Origin of the sequence: Streptomyces sp. NPDC093261, assembly GCF_044753645.1 — a bacterium.
Classification (GTDB): Bacteria; Actinomycetota; Actinomycetes; order Streptomycetales; family Streptomycetaceae; genus Streptomyces.
On sequence record NZ_JBIVNO010000004.1, the window covers coordinates 240,699 to 261,280 of the forward strand.

Consider the following 20,582-nt stretch of genomic DNA (forward strand, 5'->3'; position numbering starts at 1 on the left):
CCCCGGGGCCCCGCCGGATCCGGTCCGCCGGGGCCCCGGGGAGCCGGATCCGACGTCAGCCCTCACGCTTGGAGGTCACCGTGAAGCGGGCGCCGTCCGGGTCGGCCAGGACCGCCTCCTCGGCGCCGTCCTCCCACTGGAGTACCTCGCCGCCATGCATGCGGGCGGTCCGTACACAGGCGGCGACGTCGGCGACCGCGAAGTTCACCTGCCAGTGGGGGCGGATCGTGGGGTCCGGCGCCGACTCCACCGCCCCCGAGTGGATCCGCGCCACCACCACTCCCCCGCTGCGCAGGACGACCTCGTCACCGACGTACTGCACCTCGCAGCACCCCTGGCGCGAGGAGGCCCAGTCGAGGACCTCCCCGTAGAAGATGGCAGCGTCGAAGGCGTTGCGGGTGTGCAGCCGTATGAAGGTCTGGGCGGCCTTGCGCCACTGCTCCCAGTCCGTCACGAGCCGGCCCTCCCAGATGCCGAAGACGGCCCCGTCGCGGTCGGCGAGGAGAGCCGCCCGGCCAGGCGGCAGGGAGAGCGGGCCGACGGCGGTCGTGCCTCCGCGTTCGCGGCAGCGGGCCGCGACGTCGTCCGCGCTCGGGACCGCGAAGTACACCGTCCAGGCCACCGCCATCTGCCACATCGAGGCCACGGCCGCGATCCCGGCGACGGGCACGCCGTCCACCTGCGCGACCCTGAACCGGTCGCCGAGGCTGTTCGGCCGCCACTCCCAGCCGAACACGGCCCGGTAGAACTCCTCCGTGGTCTCGACGTCGCGTGTGGTCAGACTGACCCAGCACGGCGCGCCGAAGACCGCGTCGCTGAAGACTCCCCCCTTGCCGCTGGTCGCGTTCTCGGCCATGCCCACACACCGCCCGGTTCCTCGGGGGAGGCGCCGGCCACCTCTCCCCTCGCTCGCTCAGGGCATCCGGGTACCCCGATCGCGCCCCTGCAAGGATGCGCCACCGGACGCCGGACGTCATCCGGAGCGGGACCGGCCCGGGCGCCTGAGGCCCGGAACCGCCTCAGGCGCCGACGCCCGGTGACCAGTGCGGAACGCTGCCGGCCAGGCGGCAGACCAGGAAATACAGCGGGAGGGGCGGTGTGTACGGAGAGTCACCGTCCGGGCGGTGGATCAGCAACGGCAGGGCGGGGCGGGGGCCGCGCCAGGAGGGGTCGGCGAGCGGCGCGTCCGTGGGCGGGGCCACGGACCGTTCCAGGCGCGCCCCGACCGCGTAGGACGTCGACGGTGGCCAGGTGACACCGATGTCCGAGCCCGCGGGGACGATCCACCACCAGCGGAGCTCGTCGGCGAAGACGCAGCCTACGCGGGGCAGACAGTTCATGATCTTCGCGCCGTGTTCCCGGGGGGTGCCCACGGCGTCGCAGCCGAGACGGGCGGCCGGCTCAGCGGGGAGGGCGAACCGCCCGGCGGGGGCGGACGGCAGGCGGACAGACGGCCGGCCGAGGGACGGATACGTCAGCGGGTCGCAGGAGTGCGGTCGTTTCATGGGGGGAGTCCTTGGTGCTCGTTCGCCTCCGGGGTCGTGCGCCGGGGAGCAGGGGTCCGGGCGTCCTACGCCCTCTGCCCGCCGGTGCGCCCCGTCGGCTCGGTCGGCCGGATGGGGGACGGGCCTAGAGGTGCGGGGCGGTCGCGACCACTTCGCCGGGTTCCGGTGGCAGCTCGGCCCAGACGACGCGGCCGGACCCGTGCGGGGCGTCCCGCACGCCCCAGCCGCTGCTCAGGGCGTCGACCAGCACCAGCCCGCGGCCGCCCTGGTCGTCCGGGCCGGGGCAGGCCCGGGTCGGCACGGTGCCGCTGAGGCTCTGATCCTCGACCTCGATGCGCAGCCGGTGGCCGTCGGAGCTCACCCGGCAGACGACCCGTTCGCTCGCGGTGTGCAGCACCGCGTTGGTGACGAGTTCGGAGATCACCAGGACGGCGTTGTCGCCCGTCGCCGCGCCGGTGCCCCACCGGCGGAGCAGCCCACGGACGCCGCTGCGGGCCGCGCCGGGCGCGGCCGGGACGGCCGGGAGGTCGAAGACGGCGGATCCGTCTGGGGACGCGCCCGCCGGAAGGCGGGCGGAGGAGCGGGGGAGGGAGGGCGGAGCCATCGCCGTTCGCCTTTCGTCTGCCGGGGCACCCCGGCCGGTGCCCGCCGCCGGGCGCCCGGACGCGTGCCCCGTGTCCCTCGCCGCATGTACTGACGCGCAGCCCCGGTCTCCCCCGACCAAGCTGCTCAGCCGCTTCGTTCATCGGCCTTCGGCGGTGGGAACACTCTGGCATCCGCCAACAGGCCCTCGCAACCGGCAAGTTGAAAATTGCATTCCGCGAGGTGCATGCTGCTTCGGTCGGCGGGTGATCGTGCCGTACGGCGACCGTGCATCCCGGGCGAGGGGGTAGGCGTGACGGCGGAGACCGACTGGGGCGGCGCCCCTTCCGTCCTGCGCATGATCCTCGGCCGGCAGCTGGAGGAGCTGCGGACCCGGGCCGGCCTGACCTACGAGCAGGCCGGCGACGCGATCGGCGTCAGCCACTCCACGATCCGCCGCATGGAGGGCGCCAAGGTGGCCCGGCTGCGGCTCGCGGACGCCGAGAAACTGCTGCATACCTACGGCGTCACGGACCGCCACGAGATCGACACGTTCCTGAAGTCGGTCCGCGAGGCCAACAAGCGCGGCTGGTGGCACACCTACCGCGATGTGCTCCCGGACTGGTTCGAGGCGTATCTGAGCCTGGAGCAGGCGGCACTGCAGATCCGGGCGTACGAGACCGAGTTCGTGCCCGGGTTGTTGCAGACCGAGGACTACGCGCGTGCCCAGCTGAGCGCGGCCACCCCGCACGCCCCCGCCGAGGCGACCGAGCGGCGGGTGGCGCTGCGCATGCGGCGTCAGGAGCTGCTGACGCGGCCCGCGCCGCCGCGCATGTGGGTGGTACTGGACGAGACGGTGCTGCGCTGGCCGGTCGGCGGCCGGGAGGTGATGCGCGCCCAGATCGACCATCTCATCGCGGTGCACGCGCTCCCCCATGTCACCGTGCAGATCATGCCGTTCGGCAACGGCCCGCACCCGGCCCTGCGCACCGGTGCGTTCCATCTCTTCCGGTTCCGGGCGCCCGAGCTGCCGGACGTCGTGTATCTGAGCGGCCTCGTGGGCGCGGTCTACCTCGACAAGACCGACGACGTCATGGTCTACCGCGAGGCCCTGGACCGGCTGGGCGCGCAGGCCGCTCCCGCGAAGAGGACCGAGGCCGTCCTCGGCGCGATCCGCAAGGAGTGGTGAGGGCCCCCTCCCCCACTCCCGCCCCGTCCCAACCCCACGAGACCTCTGGAAGAGGAGGCAGCGTTGTCCGACAACGGATGGCCGGCCGACCGCATCGACACCGAGAGCGCGCATTCGGCGCGTATCTACGACTACATCCTGGGCGGCAAGGACTACTACCCCGCCGACCAGGAGGCGGGCGACGCCATGACCCGGGAGTGGCCCGCTCTCCCCGTCCATATGCGCGCGAACCGCGACTGGATGAACCGGGCGGTGCGCCGGCTCGCCGAGCAGGAGGGGATCCGCCAGTTCCTGGACATCGGCACCGGCATCCCCACCTCCCCCAACCTCCACGAGATCGCCCAGTCGGTGGCACCCGAGTGCCGGGTGGTGTACGTCGACAACGACCCGATCGTGCTCACCCTCTCCCAGGGCCTGCTGGCGAGCGCGCCCGAGGGGAGGACCGCGTATGTCGAGGCCGACTTCCGCGACCCGGAGGCCATCCTCGGGGCCCCGGAGTTCCGCGAGACCCTCGACCTCACACGGCCGGTCGCCCTCACGGTCATCGCCATCGTCCACTTCATGCTGGACGAGGACGACGCGGTGGGGATCGTACGGCGGCTGCTGGAACCGCTGCCGTCCGGCAGCCATCTGGCGATGACCATCGGCACGGCCGAGTTCGCGCCGGAGGAGGTGGGGCGGGTCGCGCGCGAGTACGCGGCGCGCAACATGCCGATGCGGCTGCGGACGATCGACGAGGCCCATGAGTTCTTCGAGGGGCTTGAGCTGATGGAGCCCGGCATCGTGCAGGTGCACAAGTGGCATCCGGACGGCTCGGGCGAGAAGGACCTCCGTGACGAGGACATCGCGATGTACGGAGCGGTGGCCCGCAAGCCCTGAGCCGGGGGGACCCCGCTACAACTCCGAGAGGCCGGACAGCAGTTCCGCGGCCGCCGTCACGTCCGCCGTCAGGGGGCGGTCCTCCGTGCCGTCGGGGAGCGCCGCCGCGGCGGCCCGGAAAGCCGGTACGTCCGGCGGGGCGGGGTGCACACGCAACGCCCTGACGGCGACGACCAGTTCGCAGGCCAGGACGATGCGGTAGGAGTCCACGGCCCGCAGGGACTGGCGGGCGGCCTGCGAGGCGAAGCTGGCCGCCTCCTCCAGGCCGTGCGAGAGGACCGCGTGGCCCGCGGACGCCGGTGCCGCGCAGGCGCGCAGTTCGGCGAGCGCGGAGTTGGCGGTGTATTCGAGGATCATCGTGCCCGAGCTGCTCGCGGGTCCCGAGGCGAGGAACGCGGGCAGCCCGGTGAGGTCCGGCCGGCCGAGTGCGGTGAGCCGTGCGATGGACAGCCGGGCGGTGCCCAGCAGCGCGAGGCACAGTCCGTCCAGGGCGAGCCCCAGCGGCGCCGCGAAGAAGCCGCCGTGGTGGTGGGCGGTGCCGTCCTCGCCGATCAGCGGGTTCTCCGAGGGGCAGTTGATCTCGACTTCGAGGATCCCGCGCAGCCTGTCCGCGGCCTCCAGGGCCGGGCCGTGCACCTGGGGAAAGGCCCGGAAGCCGTACGGGTCCTGGATGCGGCCCGGCGCCGGCGCGGGCCGGTCGGGGGCCCCGAGCAGCCGGCGTACCTCCGCGGCGGCACGGACCGCTCCCGGGTAGGGCCGCAGGGCGTGCACGGGAGCCGCGTAGGCCTCCAGGGAGCCGGAGACCGCGGCCAGCGACAGGGCGGCCACCGCGTGTGCGGCGCGCAGCAGCACCGACAGCGCGTGGCAGGCCAGCGCGGACTGGCCGAGCGCGAGGGCGTTGCTGCTGAGCAGCGCGAGCGCGTCGCCGGGACCCGGGGTCACGGGCGCGGGCAGGCCGCCGGCCGGGTCGCCGAACCAGGGGCGTTCGCCGATCAGGGTCAGCCCGGTCTGGGCGAGCGCCGTCAGATCACCGGTTCCGATGCCGCCGTACTCGTTGACGGCGGGGTGGACGCCGAGGCGCAGTGCCTCGGCGAGCGCACCGACGAAGGCGGGCTGGATGCCGGAGCCGCCCGCCAGCAACTGGTTGGCGCGCACGGCGAGCATGGCCCGTACCTCACGGGCCGGGAGCAGGGCGCCCGCACCGCCCGCGTGGCTGCGCAGCACGCGCAGTCCGTGGCCGGCCTGGTCGTGCGCCGGGACGGTCACCGAGCGATGGGCGCCGACGCCCGTGCCCCGGCCGTACAGCCGGCCCGTGGCGGCGTGCCGCTGGGCCGTGCGCCAGGACCGCCGGGCACGATCGAGCGCCTCCGGGGACACGGCGGGCACGGCCGTGCCGTCGGCGAGGCGGACCACCCCGCCGACGTCGAGGCCGGTGCCGTCCAGGACGACACGGGCTACCGTGCCCCCGGGGCACGGGGGTATCCGCGCCGGTCCGTCCGCGGTGGTGTCCACGGCGGGCGGATCAGTCCAGGCCGGCCGACTTCAGCCAGGCCTTGGCGACGTCGAGCGGGTCCTTGTTGTCGAGCTGCACCTGGCTGTCCAGGTCGAGCAGGGCCGCGGTGTCGAGCTTGGCCGAGACCGCGTTGAGGGCCTGGACACCCTTCTGGGACAGCCCCGACTTGTAGACCAGTGGCTGCACGTTCTCGAACCCGAAGAGGTTCTCCGTGTCCTGGAGGACGACGAACTTCTCCTTGGAGATGGTCGGGTCCGTGGTGAAGAGGTCCGCGGCCTGCACGGTGTTCTTCTGGAGCGCGGCCTGGGTCAGCGGGCCGCCCGCGTCGAGCGCCTTGAAGGACTTGAACTCCAGCCCGTAGACGTCCTTCAGGCCGGCGAGGCCCTGGTGCCGGGTCTGGAACTCCGGCGAGGCGCCCATGACCAGGTCCTTGGCGACGCTCTTCAGGTCCGCGATGCTGGACTTGCCGGTGAGGTGGTACTTCTGCGCGCTGGCCGCGTTGACGGTGACCGAGTCCTTGTCCTGCGCGGGCGCCGGGTCGAGCAGCGTCAGCTTGGAGTCGAGCTTGGCGTTGATCGCGGCCGTCGTGGCGGCGATCGTCTTCGGGGCCGCGTTCTTGTCGAGGTAGGCCAGCAGGGCGCCGTTGTACTCCGGAAGGACCGTGATCGAGCCGTTCTTGAGCAGGCCGTACGTGGTCTCGCGGCTGCCGATGTTGGGCTTGTAGGTGACCTTGACGCCCTTGGCCTTGAGGGCCTCGCCGTAGATGTCGGCGAGCAGGATGCTCTCGGCGAAGTTGTTGGAGCCGACGACGACGGTGTCGCCGCCTGCCTGGCCGCCCGAGAGGGGGTTGTCGGACTTGCCGTCGGAGGACGAGGAACACCCCGCGAGCAGTGCCGCCGTGGCGGCGAGGGCGACGGCGGCCGCGCCGGGGAGTCTCCTGCTGGACGTGCTGGTGTTCGCGGTAGAAGTCACGATTCCCGTTCCGGCTCAGGGGTTGAGGCAGGGCATGGCAGAGCTGTGCGGACATGCGGGCACCGCACTCACCGATCCAATCCAGCCGGTTCTCGGTCAGTCAAGTCTCTTCTGGTCACGATTGGCTTCGGCGTACGGCCTGTTGTGAACGCCCGGCGGTGAGGCAACGACGGACGGACCGGAGCGGAACCAGGCGCTCTTTGTAATGGATTCTTGACGTAGGGCGATCGGAGCGGGGCCTGAAGAGGCGGTAGTCTCCCGGAAGTTGGGGGCCGGCCGCACTGCGGGCCGACAACGATGTTCCGGCCGCCGCATTCCGATCTGTGCCGACCACGTCCGGTTCCGAGGGTGACCCCCCGTCGACCGATGACGATCATGTGAAATCCTCGCGCGCCCTGAGAGGCCTTCGAAGGAGGCTTGGTGCCCACGAACGAGGTGGACGCGCCGGCCCGGCCGGCGCCGTCGTCGCCGAGGGGTGGCCCCCGCGGCTTCGCCGACCGGTGGCCGTTCAGACGCAAGCTCAACGTCCTCGTCGGCATCCCGCTCGCGGTGGTCGCCGTGCTGCTCGCCTACCTCATCACCGACCTGCTCCAGCGGTCGGGCAGCGCCGAGTCGGCGGCCCGGCTCGTCCGGGACAGCACCCAGGTCGCCCGGCTCGTCGACCGGGTGGAGGCCGAGCACCAGCAGGCCGTGCTGCTCTCCGTGCGGTACGAGGCCGCCGCCGGCCACGGCAGGCCCTCCCTGTCCGCCTACCGTGGCGCCCAAAGAGCCGTCGACGCCCAGATCGGCACCGTGCGCCGCACCTTCGGCGACCGGCTGCCGGCGACGGAGGACCAGGCCCTGAAGCAGGTCGAGGGGCTCACCAGCCTGCGCGAGAGCGTCGAGCAGAGCTATCTGCCCGCCGACAACATCGACCCGGCGTACACCAACGCCGCCAAGGGCCTGATCGACGGTCTCGGCCTGGAGCGCGACACGGATCTCGCGACGACCTTCACCGGCAATCTGCTCGACTCCCTCCTGCGCGCCGGCTCCGCCCACGCGGCCTTCGAGACCGGTGTGTTCTCGGCGACGACCGGGGACGCCAACGCGCTCATCGAGTTCACGGGCGCGGTCGGCTCCTACGAGCTGTACACCTATCAGGCCGACCGCTTCGGACGGTTCGCCACCGACGAGCAGGCGGACGAGCTGTCCGGCATGGAACACAGCGCGGCCCAGCGGGAGATCGCCACGGCCTACGCCGAGCTCAGCATCGACCCGAGCGGGTTGCAGGCCGACACTCCGGCGCAGATCCGGCAGGCGTTCGAGACCGCGCTGACGGACTACCCCGCCTACCCGAAGCAGGCCGAGAGCCGGCTCAGGATCACGACCTCCCTGATCCGGCAGATCGCCGACCGGGCCGAGGACGCCTCCGACACCGCGCAGTGGCGGGCGGGACTGCTGCTGAACCTCGCGCTGATCGGCTTCGTCGTCTGGATCGCCTTCTCCGTGGCGGTACGCCGCTCGGTGGCCCGCCCCGTGCAGGCCCTCACCGGCGCCGCGCGACAGGTCGCGGAGGTCGCCGGCCGCGAACTCGCCCGGGTGGCCGACGACGACGCCGAGGACGACGGCCCGCCACGGCTGCGGGAGATGCCCGTCACCGCGCGCGACGAGATCGGCGAACTCGCCGAGGCCTTCAACCAGGTGCAGACCACCGCCGCCGCGCTGCTGGAGCGCCAGGTGCTCAGCCGCCGCAACGTCGCCGAGATGTTCGGCAACGTCGGCCGCCGAGTGAGCAATCTGACCACGCGTCAGCTGTCGCTGATCGACGCGGTGGAGCGGGGGGAGACCGACCCCGCGCTGCTGGAACGCCTCTACTCCATCGACCACATCGCCGTGCGTCTGCGCCGCAACGCGGACAGTCTGATGCTGCTCGCCGGCATCCGCGAGACGGTCCTGGACTCCGGCCCCACGGCGCTCACCAATGTCGTACGCGCCGCTCTCGGCCAGATCGAGGGCTTCCAGCGGGTGCGGCTGCTGGCCGGGGCCGAGGTCATGGTGGAGCCCGACATCATCGGGGATCTGACCCTGATGGTCGCCGAACTTCTGGAGAACGCCGTCTCGTTCTCGCCCGCGGGCAGCCCCGTCGAGGTCACGGTGCGCGCGGGCGCCGAGGGCGCGGTGGTCGAGATCGTCGACCACGGCCTGGGCATGAGCGCCGAGCGGCTGGCCGAGGAGAACGCCCGGCTGATCCGCCGCGAGCGCCTGGACCTCGTCCCGACCAGGGTGCTCGGCCTGTTCGTGGTCGGCACGCTGGCGCGCCGCTGGGAGGTCGGGGTCGTGCTGTCCCGTACGCCCGGCGGTGGTGTCACGGCGACGGTCGAGATCCCCTCGTCACTGCTGCTGAGGATGAGCCCGGTGAGCTCCCCGGTGGTCTCCGCCGCGACACCCCTTCCCTCCGCACCGGCACCCGCGCCCGCCGTGTCAGGGCTGGTGCCCTCACGGGCCGCCACCGCCCAGGACGCGACGCCCGCACGACGAACCGGCTCCGCCGCCGCGGACTCCACGGCCGCGGAGTCCGTCCCCGCCGCCGACGACGGGCCGGACCCCCTGCCCCGGAGGGTCCCCCGCCGCGATGCCGGTCCGGCCCCCGAGAACCACCGGGATCCCACGGACGCCTCCGGCACGGCCGCGCCCCACGTCCGCGCCGAGGAGCCCCCGCTCATCCCCCGTCCCCGGACCGAGGAGAGCGCGCCGGACCCGGGCGCGCCCCGCCCGCTGCGCCGTCGCGTCCGGGGTGCGACGCTGTGGACCACCGCCGAGGCCGCCGAGCGCCCGGCACGGCAGGTGTCCCGGCCCGCCGACCCGGAGGAAGTACGCGCGGCGCTCGAGGAGTTCGAGGCCGCCGTGGAGCGCGCGCACCGCGACAGCTCCGTCCCGACCGCTTCGCACGACCCGCAGGACACGCTCGACCCGCATGACCCGCACGACAGGCTCGACCCGCATGACCCGCATGACCAGAACCACCTCCCGGAAGGAGCGGAGCAGTGAGCACGTCGACAGGTGACACTCCGGCAGGAGGCACCACGCCGACCGACCTGAAGGCCGCCGCAGCCGACTTCACCTGGCTGCTCAACCGGTTCGCGACGGAGACCGCGGGCGTCGTCGACGCCATCGCGGTGTCCTCGGACGGACTGCTCATCGCCGTCTCCGAACTGCGCGAGCACGCCGACTCGGAGCGGCTCGCCGCCATCGTCTCCGGCATCACCAGCCTGGCCGCCGGTGCCTCCGGCAACTACGGCCTGGGCGGTCTCAACAAGGTCATCATCGATCTGGAGGGCGGCCATGTCCTGGTCTCCGCGATCGGCAGCGGCGCCGTGCTCGGCGTGGTCGCCGGCAAGGAGGCCAAGCTGGGCAACATCGCCTACGAGATGACCCTGTTCGCCAACCGGGCCGGTGCCGCCCTCAGCCCCCGGCTTGTGCTGGAACTGAAGAACAGCGTCGGCGCCACGTCGACGGGGTGACAGGTCTTCGCCCGGTCGAGGAAGGACGTGGCACCCATGGCGGACGGCCGCACTGCGCGCGGTGCCGGTGAGGAGGGCGGCCTGGAGCCCGTCGGCCCCGCCCCCGCCGTACGACCGTTCCTGGTCACCGCCGGCCGGGTGGCGCCCACCGCCTCCGGCCGGCCGGTCCCCGTCGAGACCCAGGTGGTGGCCACCGCCGCCGGCCTCGAGGCACTCGACGGGCTCTCGTTCGAGCAGCACGACATCGTTGCCGTATGCAGGCAGCCGCAGTCCGTCGCGGAGATCGCGGCCCGGCTGCGGCTGCACCTCAACGTGGTCCGCGTCCTGGCCGAGGACCTGCGCGCCACCGGGCATCTGACGGTGCATGTGCCGCAGACCGACGTCACCCACCACGCGTCCGTGCTGCGCAGGGTTATCGATGGCCTCCGGGCCATTCCCGACTCCCGGGGGGTACTCCGTGACACCGACTGAACCCGTCATCCGCGGTGCCGGGACACAGACCGCCGTACGACCGCCGCTGCCGGTCAAGATGGTGATCGCGGGCGGCTTCGGGGTGGGCAAGACCACCGCCGTCGGCTCGATCTCCGAGATCGAGCCGCTCACCACCGAGGCGGCCATCACCGAGGTCGCGGCGGGCGTGGACGACCTCACGCACACCCCGCGCAAGACCACGACCACGGTCGCGATGGACTTCGGCTGCATCACCATCGACCCGACCCTGAAGCTGTATCTGTTCGGCACGCCGGGCCAGGAGCGGTTCGGGTTCATGTGGGACGACATCGTGGAGGGTGCCGTCGGCGGGCTCGTCATCGTCGACACCCGCCGCCTCGACGACTGCTACGCGGCCGTCGACTACTTCGAGCACCGGGAGATCCCGTTCGCGGTCGCCCTCAACGCCTTCGACGGCAAGGTGGAGTACGACGTGGACCAGGTCCGCTGGGCGCTGGACGTCGCCGAGCATGTCCCGGTCATCGTGTTCGACGCGCGGGAGCGCGGCTCGGTGCGGGACGCGCTGCTCGTCGTACTGGAGCAGGCGCTGGCCCTCACGGAGGGCTGAGAAACGCCCGAGGGCCCGGGGGTCTCCCTCCGGGCCCTCGGGCCCTCGTATGTGCCGTCAGGCGCTTCTGCGCACTCCGGGCGACACGGCGGTCCGCGCCACCGCCCAGAACACGCCGAGGGTCACCAGCGCCAGCACGGCCACCAGCGTGGCCCCGCCCACGACCTTCTCGTAGTCGCGCTGGTAGAGCCCGTCCACGATGTACCGGCCGACGCCGCCGAGGCTGACGTACGCGGCGATGGTGGCCGTGGAGACGATCTGGATGGCCGCCGAGCGCAGACCGCTCAGGATCAGCGGCAGCGCGACGGGCACCTCGACCTGGAAGAGGATCCTCGGCTCGGTCATCCCCATGCCCCGCGCGGCGTCCACGGGCGGCGGGTCGACGGACCGCACGGCCTCGTACGTGGTGACCAGGATCGGCGGCACGGCGAGCACCACCAGCGGGATCATCACGGGCAGCAGTCCGAACCCGAGCAGGATGAACATCAGCACCAGCAGGCCGAAGCTGGGCAGCGCCCGGGCGGCGGTGGCGATCAGGGCGAGCGTGTTGCCGCCGCGCCCGCTGTGACCGGTGATCAGGCCGATCGGCAGCCCGATCGCGGCGGCGAAGGCGAGCGCGAGGAGCGAGTACCGGACGTGTTCGAGCAGACGGTGCGGAATGCCGTCGTAGCCGTGCCAGTGGGCGCTGTCGCCGAAGAAGGCGTTGACGAAGTGGAGTACGTTCACCGGACGGCCTCCTCCAGGGCGGGCAGGGCGGGTTCGGGCCGGGCCCCGGCGTCCTTGGGTTGCCGCCGGCCCGTGCCCCGCGGCATCCAGGGGGTCAGCAGGACGCGGACGAGGACCAGCAGGCCGTCGGCGAGGATCGCCAGGACCGCCGTGGTGAGCACGGAGTTCCACGCCAGCTCGGGCCGGTGGTAGATGTTCGCGTCGTTGAGCAGATTGCCCAGTGCGCCCTGGTTGCCGATCAGCATGCCGACGCTGACAAGGCTGATGCTGGACACGGTCGCCACCCTGAGGCCCGCGAGGATGGCGGGCACGGCGATCGGCAACTGCACCTGGACGTAACGGCGCAGCGGCCCGAAGCCCATGGCGGTGGCCGCGTCGAGCGTCTCCTGCGGCACCGAGCGGACGCCGTCGACGATCGCCGGGACCAGGACGACCAGGCTGTAGACGGCCAGCGGAATCATGACCGTCAGCTCGGTCTGGCCGGTGTAGTCGATGAGGACGACGAAGAACGCCAGCGACGGGACGGCGTAGAGCACGGTCGTCACGCCGAGCACCGGCGGGTACAGCCAGCGGAACCGCACGCACAGCTGGGCGATCGGCAGGGCCGCGAGCAGACCGGCCAGGACCGGCAGCAGGGCCTCCCGCAGATGCAGCCCGATCAGGCCGAGCCAGCTGTGCTGGAGGTCGCTCGGGATGTCGAAGAACCGGTTCATCCGGCGACCTTCTCCTCGCGCTGGTCCTCCCGCTCGCCCGCGGCGTGGGCGCTGCGGATGGCCTCGCCGACGGTCTGCTGCGACACGACCCCGGCCACCCGGCCGTCGCCGTCCACGGCGACGGCCCAGCCGGTGGGCGACAGCACGGCGCCGTCGAGCGCGGCGCGCAGCGAGTCCCTGCCGTGGACGAACGGCCGCCCGTACGGCAGCAGTCGCTCCGGCGCGATGCCCCCCGCGGTCAGCTTCCCGGGCTCGCTCCAGCCGAGCGGCCTGCCGTCGAGGTCGGTGACGAGAAGGTAGGGCGTGTCCGGGGTGATGCGGGAGGCGATCTGCTCGGCGGTGGAGTCGACGGCGACAATCGGGGTCTTCGTCAACTCCAGCGCCCCGGAGGTGAAGAAGGACAGCCGGCGGATGCCCCGGTCCGTGCCGAGGAAGTCCTCCACGAAGGAGTCGGCCGGGGAGGAGAGCAGTTCGGCGGGCGGGGCGAACTGCGCGAGCCGGCCGCCGGTCCGCATGACGGCGACCATCGTGCCGAGCCGGATCGCCTCATCGATGTCATGGGTGACGAAGACGATGGTCTTGCCCAACTGGTCCTGGATCCTGAGGAGTTCCTCCTGAAGACCCTTGCGCACGATCGGGTCGACCGCGGAGAACGGCTCGTCCATCAGCAGCACCGGCGGGTCCGCGGCGAGCGCCCGCGCCACGCCGACGCGCTGCTGCTGCCCTCCGGAGAGCTGGTAGGGGTACCGCTTGGCGAGTGACGCGTCGAGACCGACCCGTTCCATCAGCTCCCGGGCGCGCGTCCGGGCGCGGTCCTTGCCCCAGCCGAGCAGCCGGGGCACGGTCGCGATGTTGTCGACGATGGTGCGGTGCTGGAAGAGGCCCGCGTTCTGGATGACGTAACCCATGGACCGGCGCAGCGAGTTGACGGGCCGGCGGCCGATGTCGACGCCGTCGATGGTGATCGTGCCCTCGCTCGGCTCGACCATCCGGTTGATCATGCGCAGGGTCGTGGTCTTGCCGCAGCCGGAAGGACCGACGAGGACGGTGATCGAGCGGTCCGGTATCTCCAGGGACAGCCGGTCGACCGCCACCGTGCCGTCCGGGTACCGCTTGGTGAGTGACTCTATCCGTATCAAAGCGCCGAATACCCTTCGGGTGTGGCAGGAGCGGCCCGATCCCCGGCCGATGTCGCACGGGCCGTTGCGGGGAGAGTGTAGACGGCGAGTGTTGCGGCCCTGTGGCGGGTGACCTGGGGGTCGGCCCGCGGAAGAGTCACAGGACGCGTCCTGGACCGGGGAACGGCGTCGCCGTCAGGCCCACGCCCCGAAGGTGCCGTCCACCCGGATCGCGTGGACGCCGCTGACGTACCGTGCCCCGCAGCGGTCCTGGGGCAGCACCAGTTGGGGCCCCGGCCGGTCCAGCGGGGTGTCGTCGATGCTGCCCGCGAGCAGCACGGGCGCACGCCCGAAGTCGGGGTCGATCTCGGCCCAGGACAACAGCACATGATGACCGTCCGCGCCGGTCACGGCGATCAGGAAGCGGAGCCGGTCCTTGCGCCGGGCGGGATCGAAGCCGGGGCCCGCGGCCGACAGCACGTCGTACAGGAGCGGGCCGGTGAACCGGTGGTGCCGTACGCCGCTGGTGGCGCACTCGAAGCTGACCCGCACCCGGTGCTGGGGCCAGGCGCGGAGGCCGGGCACGGTCAGCCGGACCGGGCGTGCGAGGTCACCGGTCAGCGCCAGCTCCGCCGCCGGTCCGGTGCCGACGGCCGGCCCCCTCGGGGACGGGCTCATGGGCCACCACCTCCGTGGGCAACGGTACCCACACGGCGACCCCGCACAAACGCATCCGCCCGCCGAAACACGGAAAGGCCTTGGCCCCTGCGGCAGAGACAGGGTCTTTTGCCTCGCAGATACGGGAGGCACTCCCCCGGTGCCCGCAGCGGCGCCGCTGCGCCGCGACGCCACCGCGAACGTGCGCTCCGCCGCCCGGCGGGTGTCAGCCCTCGTCGGGGAGCAGCCGCAGCGAGATCGAGTTGATGCAGTACCGCTGGTCCGTCGGGGTCGGGTAGCCCTCGCCCTCGAAGACATGCCCCAGATGCGATCCGCAGCGGCGGCAGCGCACCTCGGTGCGGACCATCCCGTGCGAGCGGTCCTCGATCAGTTCCACCGCGTCACTGTCCTTCGGGTCGTAGAAGGACGGCCAGCCGCAGTGGGACTCGAACTTCGTGCCCGAGGTGAAGAGTTCGGCACCGCAGGCCCGGCAGGAGTAGACACCCCTGGTCTTGGTGTCGGTGTACTCACCGGTGAACGCGGGCTCCGTCGCGGCCTGACGCAAAACCGCGTACTCGGCCGGGGTCAGCTCCGCGCGCCACTGCTCGTCCGGCTTGTCGACGTCGTACGCCATGCCGTATCAGCCCCTTACTTCGACAGACGGTTCAGGATGTGCGGACCGAGGTCGGTGACATCGCCCGCACCCATGGTGAGAACCAGATCACCGGGCTTCACCATTCCCGCCACCGCCTCGGGGACCTCCGCCTTGTCGTGGACGGCCTGCACCTCGGCCCCCGCCGCCCGGGCCGCCGCGATGATCAGCTCGCTCGTCACCCCGGGGATGGGGTCCTCGCGGGCCGGGTAGACGTCCAGGACCACGGAGGCGTCCGCGAGGGCCAGCGCCTCGCCCATCTCCTTGCCCAGCTCCTGAGTGCGGGAGAACAGGTGGGGCTGGAAGACGACCAGAATGCGGGAGCCGTCGGCCGCGGCCCGCATCGCCTCCAGGTCGGCCGTCATCTCCGTGGGGTGGTGCGCGTAGGAGTCGATGACCTGGACGCCGGCCTCCTCGCCCTTGAGCTGGAGGCGGCGCTTGACGCCCGTGTAGGCGGCCAGGGCCCCGGCCAGGCCGGCCGCCGGGACACCCAGCGCCACGCCCGCCGCGAGCGCCGCGACCGCGTTGTGCGCGTAGTGGCGGCCCGGAACGGAGACGGTGAAGCTCAGCTCCGAGCCCTCCAGGACCACCGTCACCCGGCTCTTCAGACCCTGCGGGACGACCGAGAGGATGCGTACGTCGGCATCCTCCGCCTCGCCGTACGTCACCGTCTTCACCGAGCCGTCCAGCCGCCGCGTCAGCTCGCGTGCGCCCTCGTGGTCGGCCGTGATCACCAGCGTGCCGCCCGGCACGATCCTGCCCGCGAAGGTCTGGAAGGAGTCGTAGATCTCCCCCATGGACGCGTAGTTCGCGTGGTGGTCCAGCTCGACGTTGAGGACGATCGCGACCTCGGGCGCGTACTTGTGGAAGCTGCGGTCGCTCTCGTCGGCCTCGGCGACGAAGATCTCACCCTCGCCGTGCAGGGCGTTGGAGCCGGGGGCGTCCAGGTCGCCGCCGATGGCGTACGACGGGGCGAGGCCCAGCTCGGTCAGGGACACCGCCAGCATCGACGTGGTGGTCGTCTTGCCGTGGGTGCCGGCGACGGCGATCGGGCGCAGGCCGTCCATCAGGCGTGCGAGCGCGTCCGAGCGGTGCACCACGGGGATGCCCAGCTCCGCCGCGCGGGCCAGCTCGGGGTTGTCCGCCCGGATCGCGGAGGAGACGACGACGCAGGTGGCGTCGTCGGCGAGGTGCTCGGCGGCGTGTCCGGTGTGTACGGTCACCCCCAGTGCCCTCAGGGCCTCGGCGGTCGCCGAGTCCTTGGCGTCGCTGCCCGCGACCCGGGCGCCGCGCTGCGCGAGGATCTTGGCGATGCCCGACATTCCGGCGCCGCCGATGCCGATGAAGTGCGGTCGCTCCATGGCGGTGGGAAGGCCGGGGGCCATATGCGTCTCCTGGGGTGGTGCGGCGAACGTCGACGGGCACACCACCCTAGTCGTATCGCGCGCGCAAGGCTTTCTCCGCGCTGCTCACGCCTTGCTGTGCGAGAACAGCTTCAGCACCGGCACGCCCACCTTGTGCCGGGCCCTGGACGCCCAGTCGCGGTGGAAGAACTCCTCCACGTAGTGCGGGTCGGTCAGCACGATCACCTCGTCCGCGGCGACCTCGTCGACCAGCTTCTTCAGCGCGTCCAGCGGATGGTCCTCGATGAGGCGGCCCTCCGCCTCGCTGCCGGCCGCCCGCAGCGCGGTCAGCGACACCTCCAGGGACTGCTGCCCGAGGGCCGCGGCGTCCTTGCCCTCCGGGGTCTCCCGTTCGTGCGCGGCCTCGTCCAGCTCGCCGAGGGCGATGTCGTCGATGGCCCGCAGCAGGCGGTCGGCCTGGTCGCCGCGCGGCTGGAGCAGCACGCGGAAGGAGACCGGCTCCTCACCGTGCAGTGTCGTCACGAACTCCACATCGGCCGACGTGAGGGCCTTCTCGATCATCAGTACGCTCGTGAACACGGCAGGCGCCCCTTCCTCCTGTGAGGACCCCGCCGGGGGCCTCTGTTGTCCGTGGGCCGCGGAGGCCCTGCGGAAACCATCCTGCCCCGTGATCGCACGGGGTTAGCAAGATCTATTGTGCCTGGCGGACGACCAGCTCGTCAGGCCCGACGGACGCACTCCGGCCGGGCCGTAGCGGTCGTGACGGTCGAACCCGTCGCCGTCGGGCCCGGTCCAACCCGTCGCCGTCGGGCCCGGTCCAACCCGTCGCCGTCGGGCCCGGTCCAACCCGTCGCCGTCAGGCCCGGTCCAACCCGACGCCGTCAGGCCCGGCAGTAGCGGCTGAAGAGGAAGCCCTCCTCCTCCAGCAGCGACACCAGCCCGAAGCGCCGGGGCACCGCCACCGAGGGGCCCCCGGCGATCCGCTGGGCGTCACCCGCCGTGAGCATCGGGGAGATCGTCAGACACAGCTCGTCCAGGACCCCAGCGGTGATCAGCTGCCCCAGCAGGCGCGGGCCGCCCTCGGTCAGCATCCGGGTCATCCCGAGGTCCGCCAGGGCGCGTACGGCGCGGGCGGGGTCCACCCCCATGCCGTCCCCGGCGATCAGCACGCGGGCGCCCGCCCTCTCGGCTGCGGCCACCCGGTCCGGTGCGGCGGCGGCGCCGGTCAGCACCAGCGTGGGCACCAGGGGCGACGTGAACAGCGGCCATGAGAAGTCCAGGTCGAGGCCGGCGCTCACCACGGCGATCGCGGGTGCGGGGGCCTGCCCGGCGGCCTCCCGGGCCTCCGCGAAGGCCGCACGCGCACGTGCCGGGCGGTAGCCCTCCTGCCGTACCGTCTCGGCGCCCACGAGGACGACGTCCGCGAGCCCCCGCAGCGTGCCGAAGATCCGCATGTCGGCGGTGCCGGAGATGGGCTGGGAGCGCCCCTCGTGCTGTGCGGCGCCGTCGAGGGTGGAGACCATGTTGGCGCGCAGCCAGGGCTCCCGGCCGCCGGGGCCGGGCTCGGGGTAGGCGTACGCGGCGGCCAGCTCCCGAAGGCTCCACTCCCGGCCGGCGGCGTCCGCGGCGGCGGGTCCGCCCGCCGCGCCCGCTCCCGCGGCCTCGGCAGCGCCGGGGGGCGTGCCGCCCGGCCGGGGCGCTGTCTCGTCGGTCACAGGGAACAGGCGTCGCATGACGTGCAGTGTGGCACGCCCTTTAGCATGGGGAACCGTGTCCTCCTCCTCCGCCGCCTCCGGGATCGAGCCGATAGCCGACGCGGTCCCGTTGTCCCTGTGCGCCCGCGAGCCGCACGTCCCCGCCGACCGGCTCGTCGCCGAGATGGTGCCGCCGCCGCGGTTCGACTCGGTCCGCTTCGCGACGTACATCCCGGACCCGAACCAGCCCAGCCAGAGCGAGGCCGTGCGCGTCCTGGAGAGCTTCGCCACAGGCCTCGGCGGCGCCCCGTCCGCCCCCGCCAAGCGCTCGCTCTTCGGCTTCGGGCAGACGAAGGCCCCCAAGGCCCCGGCCGGCCCCCGCGGTGTCTACCTCGACGGCGGCTATGGCGTCGGCAAGACCCATCTGCTCGCCTCCCTGTGGCACGCCACCCCGGCCGAGCCCGCGCTCAAGGCCTTCGGCACCTTCGTGGAGCTGACCAACCTGGTCGGCGCGCTCGGCTTCCAGCAGACGGTCCGCACGCTCTCCGGACACCGCCTGCTGTGCATCGACGAGTTCGAGCTCGACGACCCCGGCGACACCGTCCTCGTCTCCACCCTGCTCGGCAAGCTCGTCGAGGCGGGCGTCGCGCTCGCCGCCACCTCCAACACCCTGCCGGGCAAGCTCGGCGAGGGCCGTTTCGCCGCCGCCGACTTCCTGCGGGAGATCCAGGGCCTGTCCGCGCACTTCCGCACCCTGCGCATCGACGGCGAGGACTACCGGCACCGTGGTCTGCCCGAGGCCCCGGCGCCGTTCACCGACGAGCAGGTCGCGAAGACGGCGTACGCCACCGAGGGCGCCTCGCTCGACGCCTTCCCCGAGCTGCTGGAGCACCTCGCCCGTGTCCACCCGAGCCGCTACGGCGCGCTGACCGACGGGGTGAAGGCCGTCTGCGTGACCGACGTCGGGCCGGTGCCGGATCAGTCGACGGCCCTGCGGCTGGTCGTGCTCGCGGACCGGCTCTACGACCGGGAGGTGCCGGTGCTCGCCTCCGGACTGCCGTTCGACCGGCTCTTCAGCGAGGACATGCTCAAGGGCGGCTACCGCAAGAAGTACTTCCGCGCGATCTCCCGCCTCACCGCCCTCGCCCGTGACGCAAAGGGTCTCGTCACGGCGTAACAGTCTCAAACGGTTGTGCGCCGTCGGCGCCTTCCGGCCATCCTCACCTCGGTTTTTGGGCTCTCCTTTACCTGAAACGCGAAGTTGACCCCGCAAACGAGTGGGCCGGGTTAACGTGTTGGTCACGTCATCCGTGACGCACGCACACAGCGGGGAGGAGGGGCGCATGGTTCGCGGCACGACGGTCCGGTGGGTGCTGACGGCGCTGTCCGCCGTCCTGCTGGCCCTGCCGCTCTTCGCGCCCACCGCCTCCGGCGCCTCCGCGCACCGGACCCAGGTGACCGCCGCCGGCTCCCCGGAGCCGGTCACGACCAAGCGCGCCGAGGACACGGACGAGCCCGTCCTCCACGGCGGGACCGGCCGCCTGGCGGTTTCGTCCGGCCCGCCGCGCATCCGCGACCGCCATCGCACGGCCGTGGACCCCGTCCCGGGAAGCCCCGCGCCGACGCGATCGGCGTGTGACGCCCCGGCCGTCCGGCCCGTCTCGCCGCACATATCCAGACCCGCGGCCGCTCACACTGCCGCGGCACTCCAGGTGTTCCGTTGCTGAGCGATCCGCCCGGTACGGACTGACAGCGCCCCCCCTCACCACGCCACGTTGGCCGAGCGCGTCGACGTGGGGCCATGTCGCCGTACCCGCATATGCCACGTTCTCGTACACCGACGCGCCGAACGAAGCGCGCCAGGAGGAACTGACAATGCAGCCCCTCATCGATCACGCCCGTGCCCACGGACAGCGCCCCGAGAAGTTCGCCCGGCTGGCCGAGGGCCAGTCCCCGCAGGTCCTGTTCATCACCTGCTCCGACTCCCGGGTCGTGCCCGCACTGATCACCGGAGCCCGGCCCGGTGAGCTGTTCGAACTGCGCACCGCGGGCAACATCGTGCCCCCCTACGCCTCCGCGCACCCCACCAGCGAGGCGGCCACCATCGAGTACGCCGTGGAGGTGCTCGGCGTCGGGGACGTCGTCGTCTGCGGCCACTCCCACTGCGGTGCGGTCGGCGCGCTGGTACGCGGCGACGACCTCACCGCCGTCCCTGCCGTGCGCGACTGGCTCGCGCACGCCGCGCCCGAGCCGCGCGCGGCCGACGCGGACGACCCGGCGGTGGCGGACGCCGTGCAGAACCATGTGCTCGCCCAGTTGCTGCGCCTGCGGTCCTACCCGTGCGTGGAACAGCGTCTGTCGGCGGGCCGGCTGCGCCTGCACGGCTGGTACTACGAGGTGCACACCGGAGCCGTGCACGAACACCGCACCGCCACCGACACCTTCGAAGCCCTGTGAGCGG

22 protein-coding genes are annotated in these 20,582 nt (G+C 72.5%); 9 read left to right on the plus strand and 13 right to left on the minus strand.

What is annotated here, in order from left to right; all coding sequences use genetic code 11:
• Positions 1-55: 55 nt before the first annotated feature.
• The 3 genes from ACIP94_RS12690 to ACIP94_RS12700 form a co-directional block, all read right to left on the minus strand.
• Entirely contained in the window at positions 56-856 is an 801-nt protein-coding gene (locus ACIP94_RS12690; protein WP_402423585.1) for a VOC family protein, read from the minus strand.
• Between the two features lie 163 nt (positions 857-1,019).
• Complete coding sequence (locus tag ACIP94_RS12695) at positions 1,020-1,505, minus strand: hypothetical protein (protein ID WP_402423588.1); 486 nt, start codon at positions 1,503-1,505, stop codon at positions 1,020-1,022.
• A gap of 124 nt (positions 1,506-1,629) precedes the next feature.
• Positions 1,630-2,109: an ATP-binding protein gene (locus ACIP94_RS12700; RefSeq protein WP_402423591.1), complete on the minus strand. Its 480-nt coding sequence runs from the start codon at positions 2,107-2,109 to the stop codon at positions 1,630-1,632.
• 291 nt (positions 2,110-2,400) lie between these two features.
• Between ACIP94_RS12700 and ACIP94_RS12705 the strand changes: the two genes are divergently transcribed.
• Positions 2,401-3,276 carry a helix-turn-helix domain-containing protein gene (locus tag ACIP94_RS12705; protein ID WP_402423594.1) on the plus strand — a complete coding sequence of 292 codons (876 nt, stop codon included), beginning with the start codon at positions 2,401-2,403 and terminating at the stop codon, positions 3,274-3,276.
• Positions 3,277-3,339: 63 nt separating this feature from the next.
• On the plus strand, positions 3,340-4,155 hold the full coding sequence (locus tag ACIP94_RS12710; RefSeq protein WP_402423597.1) for an SAM-dependent methyltransferase: 816 nt from the start codon (positions 3,340-3,342) through the stop codon (positions 4,153-4,155).
• A 15-nt stretch (positions 4,156-4,170) separates the two neighbouring features.
• On the opposite strand, the gene ACIP94_RS12715 is transcribed toward ACIP94_RS12710, so the two are convergent.
• Both ACIP94_RS12715 and ACIP94_RS12720 read right to left on the minus strand, forming a co-directional pair.
• Entirely contained in the window at positions 4,171-5,667 is a 1,497-nt protein-coding gene (locus ACIP94_RS12715; RefSeq protein WP_402423600.1) for an aromatic amino acid ammonia-lyase, read from the minus strand.
• 10 nt (positions 5,668-5,677) lie between these two features.
• Positions 5,678-6,640 carry an ABC transporter substrate-binding protein gene (locus ACIP94_RS12720; protein WP_402423602.1) on the minus strand — a complete coding sequence of 321 codons (963 nt, stop codon included), beginning with the start codon at positions 6,638-6,640 and terminating at the stop codon, positions 5,678-5,680.
• Between the two features lie 420 nt (positions 6,641-7,060).
• On the opposite strand from ACIP94_RS12720, the gene ACIP94_RS12725 reads away from it, so the two are divergent.
• From ACIP94_RS12725 to ACIP94_RS12740, 4 genes are read left to right on the plus strand one after another with little or no spacing between them, the layout of a single operon-like run.
• Complete coding sequence (locus tag ACIP94_RS12725; protein WP_402423604.1) at positions 7,061-9,667, plus strand: ATP-binding protein; 2,607 nt, start codon at positions 7,061-7,063, stop codon at positions 9,665-9,667.
• A complete protein-coding gene (locus tag ACIP94_RS12730) occupies positions 9,664-10,140 on the plus strand; it encodes a roadblock/LC7 domain-containing protein (protein ID WP_402423606.1) in 477 nt (158 codons plus the stop codon). Before ACIP94_RS12725 ends, ACIP94_RS12730 begins: the two co-directional genes overlap by 4 nt.
• A 36-nt stretch (positions 10,141-10,176) precedes the next feature.
• Positions 10,177-10,611: a DUF742 domain-containing protein gene (locus ACIP94_RS12735; RefSeq protein ID WP_402423608.1), complete on the plus strand. Its 435-nt coding sequence runs from the start codon at positions 10,177-10,179 to the stop codon at positions 10,609-10,611.
• Entirely contained in the window at positions 10,598-11,197 is a 600-nt protein-coding gene (locus ACIP94_RS12740; protein ID WP_402423611.1) for a GTP-binding protein, read from the plus strand. Before ACIP94_RS12735 ends, ACIP94_RS12740 begins: the two co-directional genes overlap by 14 nt.
• A 57-nt stretch (positions 11,198-11,254) precedes the next feature.
• Here ACIP94_RS12740 and ACIP94_RS12745 read toward each other — a convergent pair whose 3' ends face one another.
• The 8 genes from ACIP94_RS12745 to ACIP94_RS12780 all read right to left on the minus strand — a co-directional run bounded on the left by ACIP94_RS12745 (position 11,255) and on the right by ACIP94_RS12780 (position 18,160).
• On the minus strand, positions 11,255-11,923 hold the full coding sequence (locus tag ACIP94_RS12745; RefSeq protein WP_402423614.1) for an ABC transporter permease: 669 nt from the start codon (positions 11,921-11,923) through the stop codon (positions 11,255-11,257).
• A complete protein-coding gene (locus tag ACIP94_RS12750; protein WP_402423616.1) occupies positions 11,920-12,636 on the minus strand; it encodes an ABC transporter permease in 717 nt (238 codons plus the stop codon). The genes ACIP94_RS12745 and ACIP94_RS12750 overlap by 4 nt, the downstream gene beginning before the upstream one ends.
• Positions 12,633-13,775, minus strand: a complete 1,143-nt coding sequence (locus ACIP94_RS12755; protein ID WP_402423619.1) for an ABC transporter ATP-binding protein — start codon at positions 13,773-13,775, stop codon at positions 12,633-12,635. The genes ACIP94_RS12750 and ACIP94_RS12755 overlap by 4 nt, the downstream gene beginning before the upstream one ends.
• Before the next feature lie 174 nt (positions 13,776-13,949).
• Positions 13,950-14,432 (minus strand): molybdopterin-dependent oxidoreductase, encoded by a 483-nt coding sequence (locus tag ACIP94_RS12760; RefSeq protein WP_402423622.1) that lies wholly within the window; start codon positions 14,430-14,432, stop codon positions 13,950-13,952.
• A 205-nt stretch (positions 14,433-14,637) separates the two neighbouring features.
• Complete coding sequence (msrB, locus tag ACIP94_RS12765) at positions 14,638-15,045, minus strand: peptide-methionine (R)-S-oxide reductase MsrB (RefSeq protein ID WP_402423625.1); 408 nt, start codon at positions 15,043-15,045, stop codon at positions 14,638-14,640.
• A 14-nt stretch (positions 15,046-15,059) separates the two neighbouring features.
• On the minus strand, positions 15,060-16,448 hold the full coding sequence (gene murC / locus ACIP94_RS12770) for a UDP-N-acetylmuramate--L-alanine ligase (protein WP_402423628.1): 1,389 nt from the start codon (positions 16,446-16,448) through the stop codon (positions 15,060-15,062).
• Positions 16,449-16,532: 84 nt separating this feature from the next.
• Complete coding sequence (locus tag ACIP94_RS12775) at positions 16,533-17,006, minus strand: indole-3-glycerol phosphate synthase (RefSeq protein WP_402423631.1); 474 nt, start codon at positions 17,004-17,006, stop codon at positions 16,533-16,535.
• Between the two features lie 302 nt (positions 17,007-17,308).
• Positions 17,309-18,160, minus strand: coding sequence for a pyrimidine reductase family protein (locus tag ACIP94_RS12780; RefSeq protein WP_402423634.1), 852 nt, complete (start codon positions 18,158-18,160; stop codon positions 17,309-17,311).
• Positions 18,161-18,197: 37 nt separating this feature from the next.
• Here ACIP94_RS12780 and zapE point away from each other — a divergent pair, with 37 nt between their 5' ends.
• From zapE to ACIP94_RS12795, 3 genes are all read left to right on the plus strand, one after another.
• Positions 18,198-19,298, plus strand: a complete 1,101-nt coding sequence (zapE, locus tag ACIP94_RS12785; protein WP_402423637.1) for a cell division protein ZapE — start codon at positions 18,198-18,200, stop codon at positions 19,296-19,298.
• A gap of 166 nt (positions 19,299-19,464) precedes the next feature.
• Positions 19,465-19,848 carry a hypothetical protein gene (locus ACIP94_RS12790; protein ID WP_402423641.1) on the plus strand — a complete coding sequence of 128 codons (384 nt, stop codon included), beginning with the start codon at positions 19,465-19,467 and terminating at the stop codon, positions 19,846-19,848.
• Between the two features lie 148 nt (positions 19,849-19,996).
• Complete coding sequence (locus ACIP94_RS12795) at positions 19,997-20,578, plus strand: carbonic anhydrase (protein WP_402423644.1); 582 nt, start codon at positions 19,997-19,999, stop codon at positions 20,576-20,578.
• Positions 20,579-20,582 lie beyond the last annotated feature (4 nt).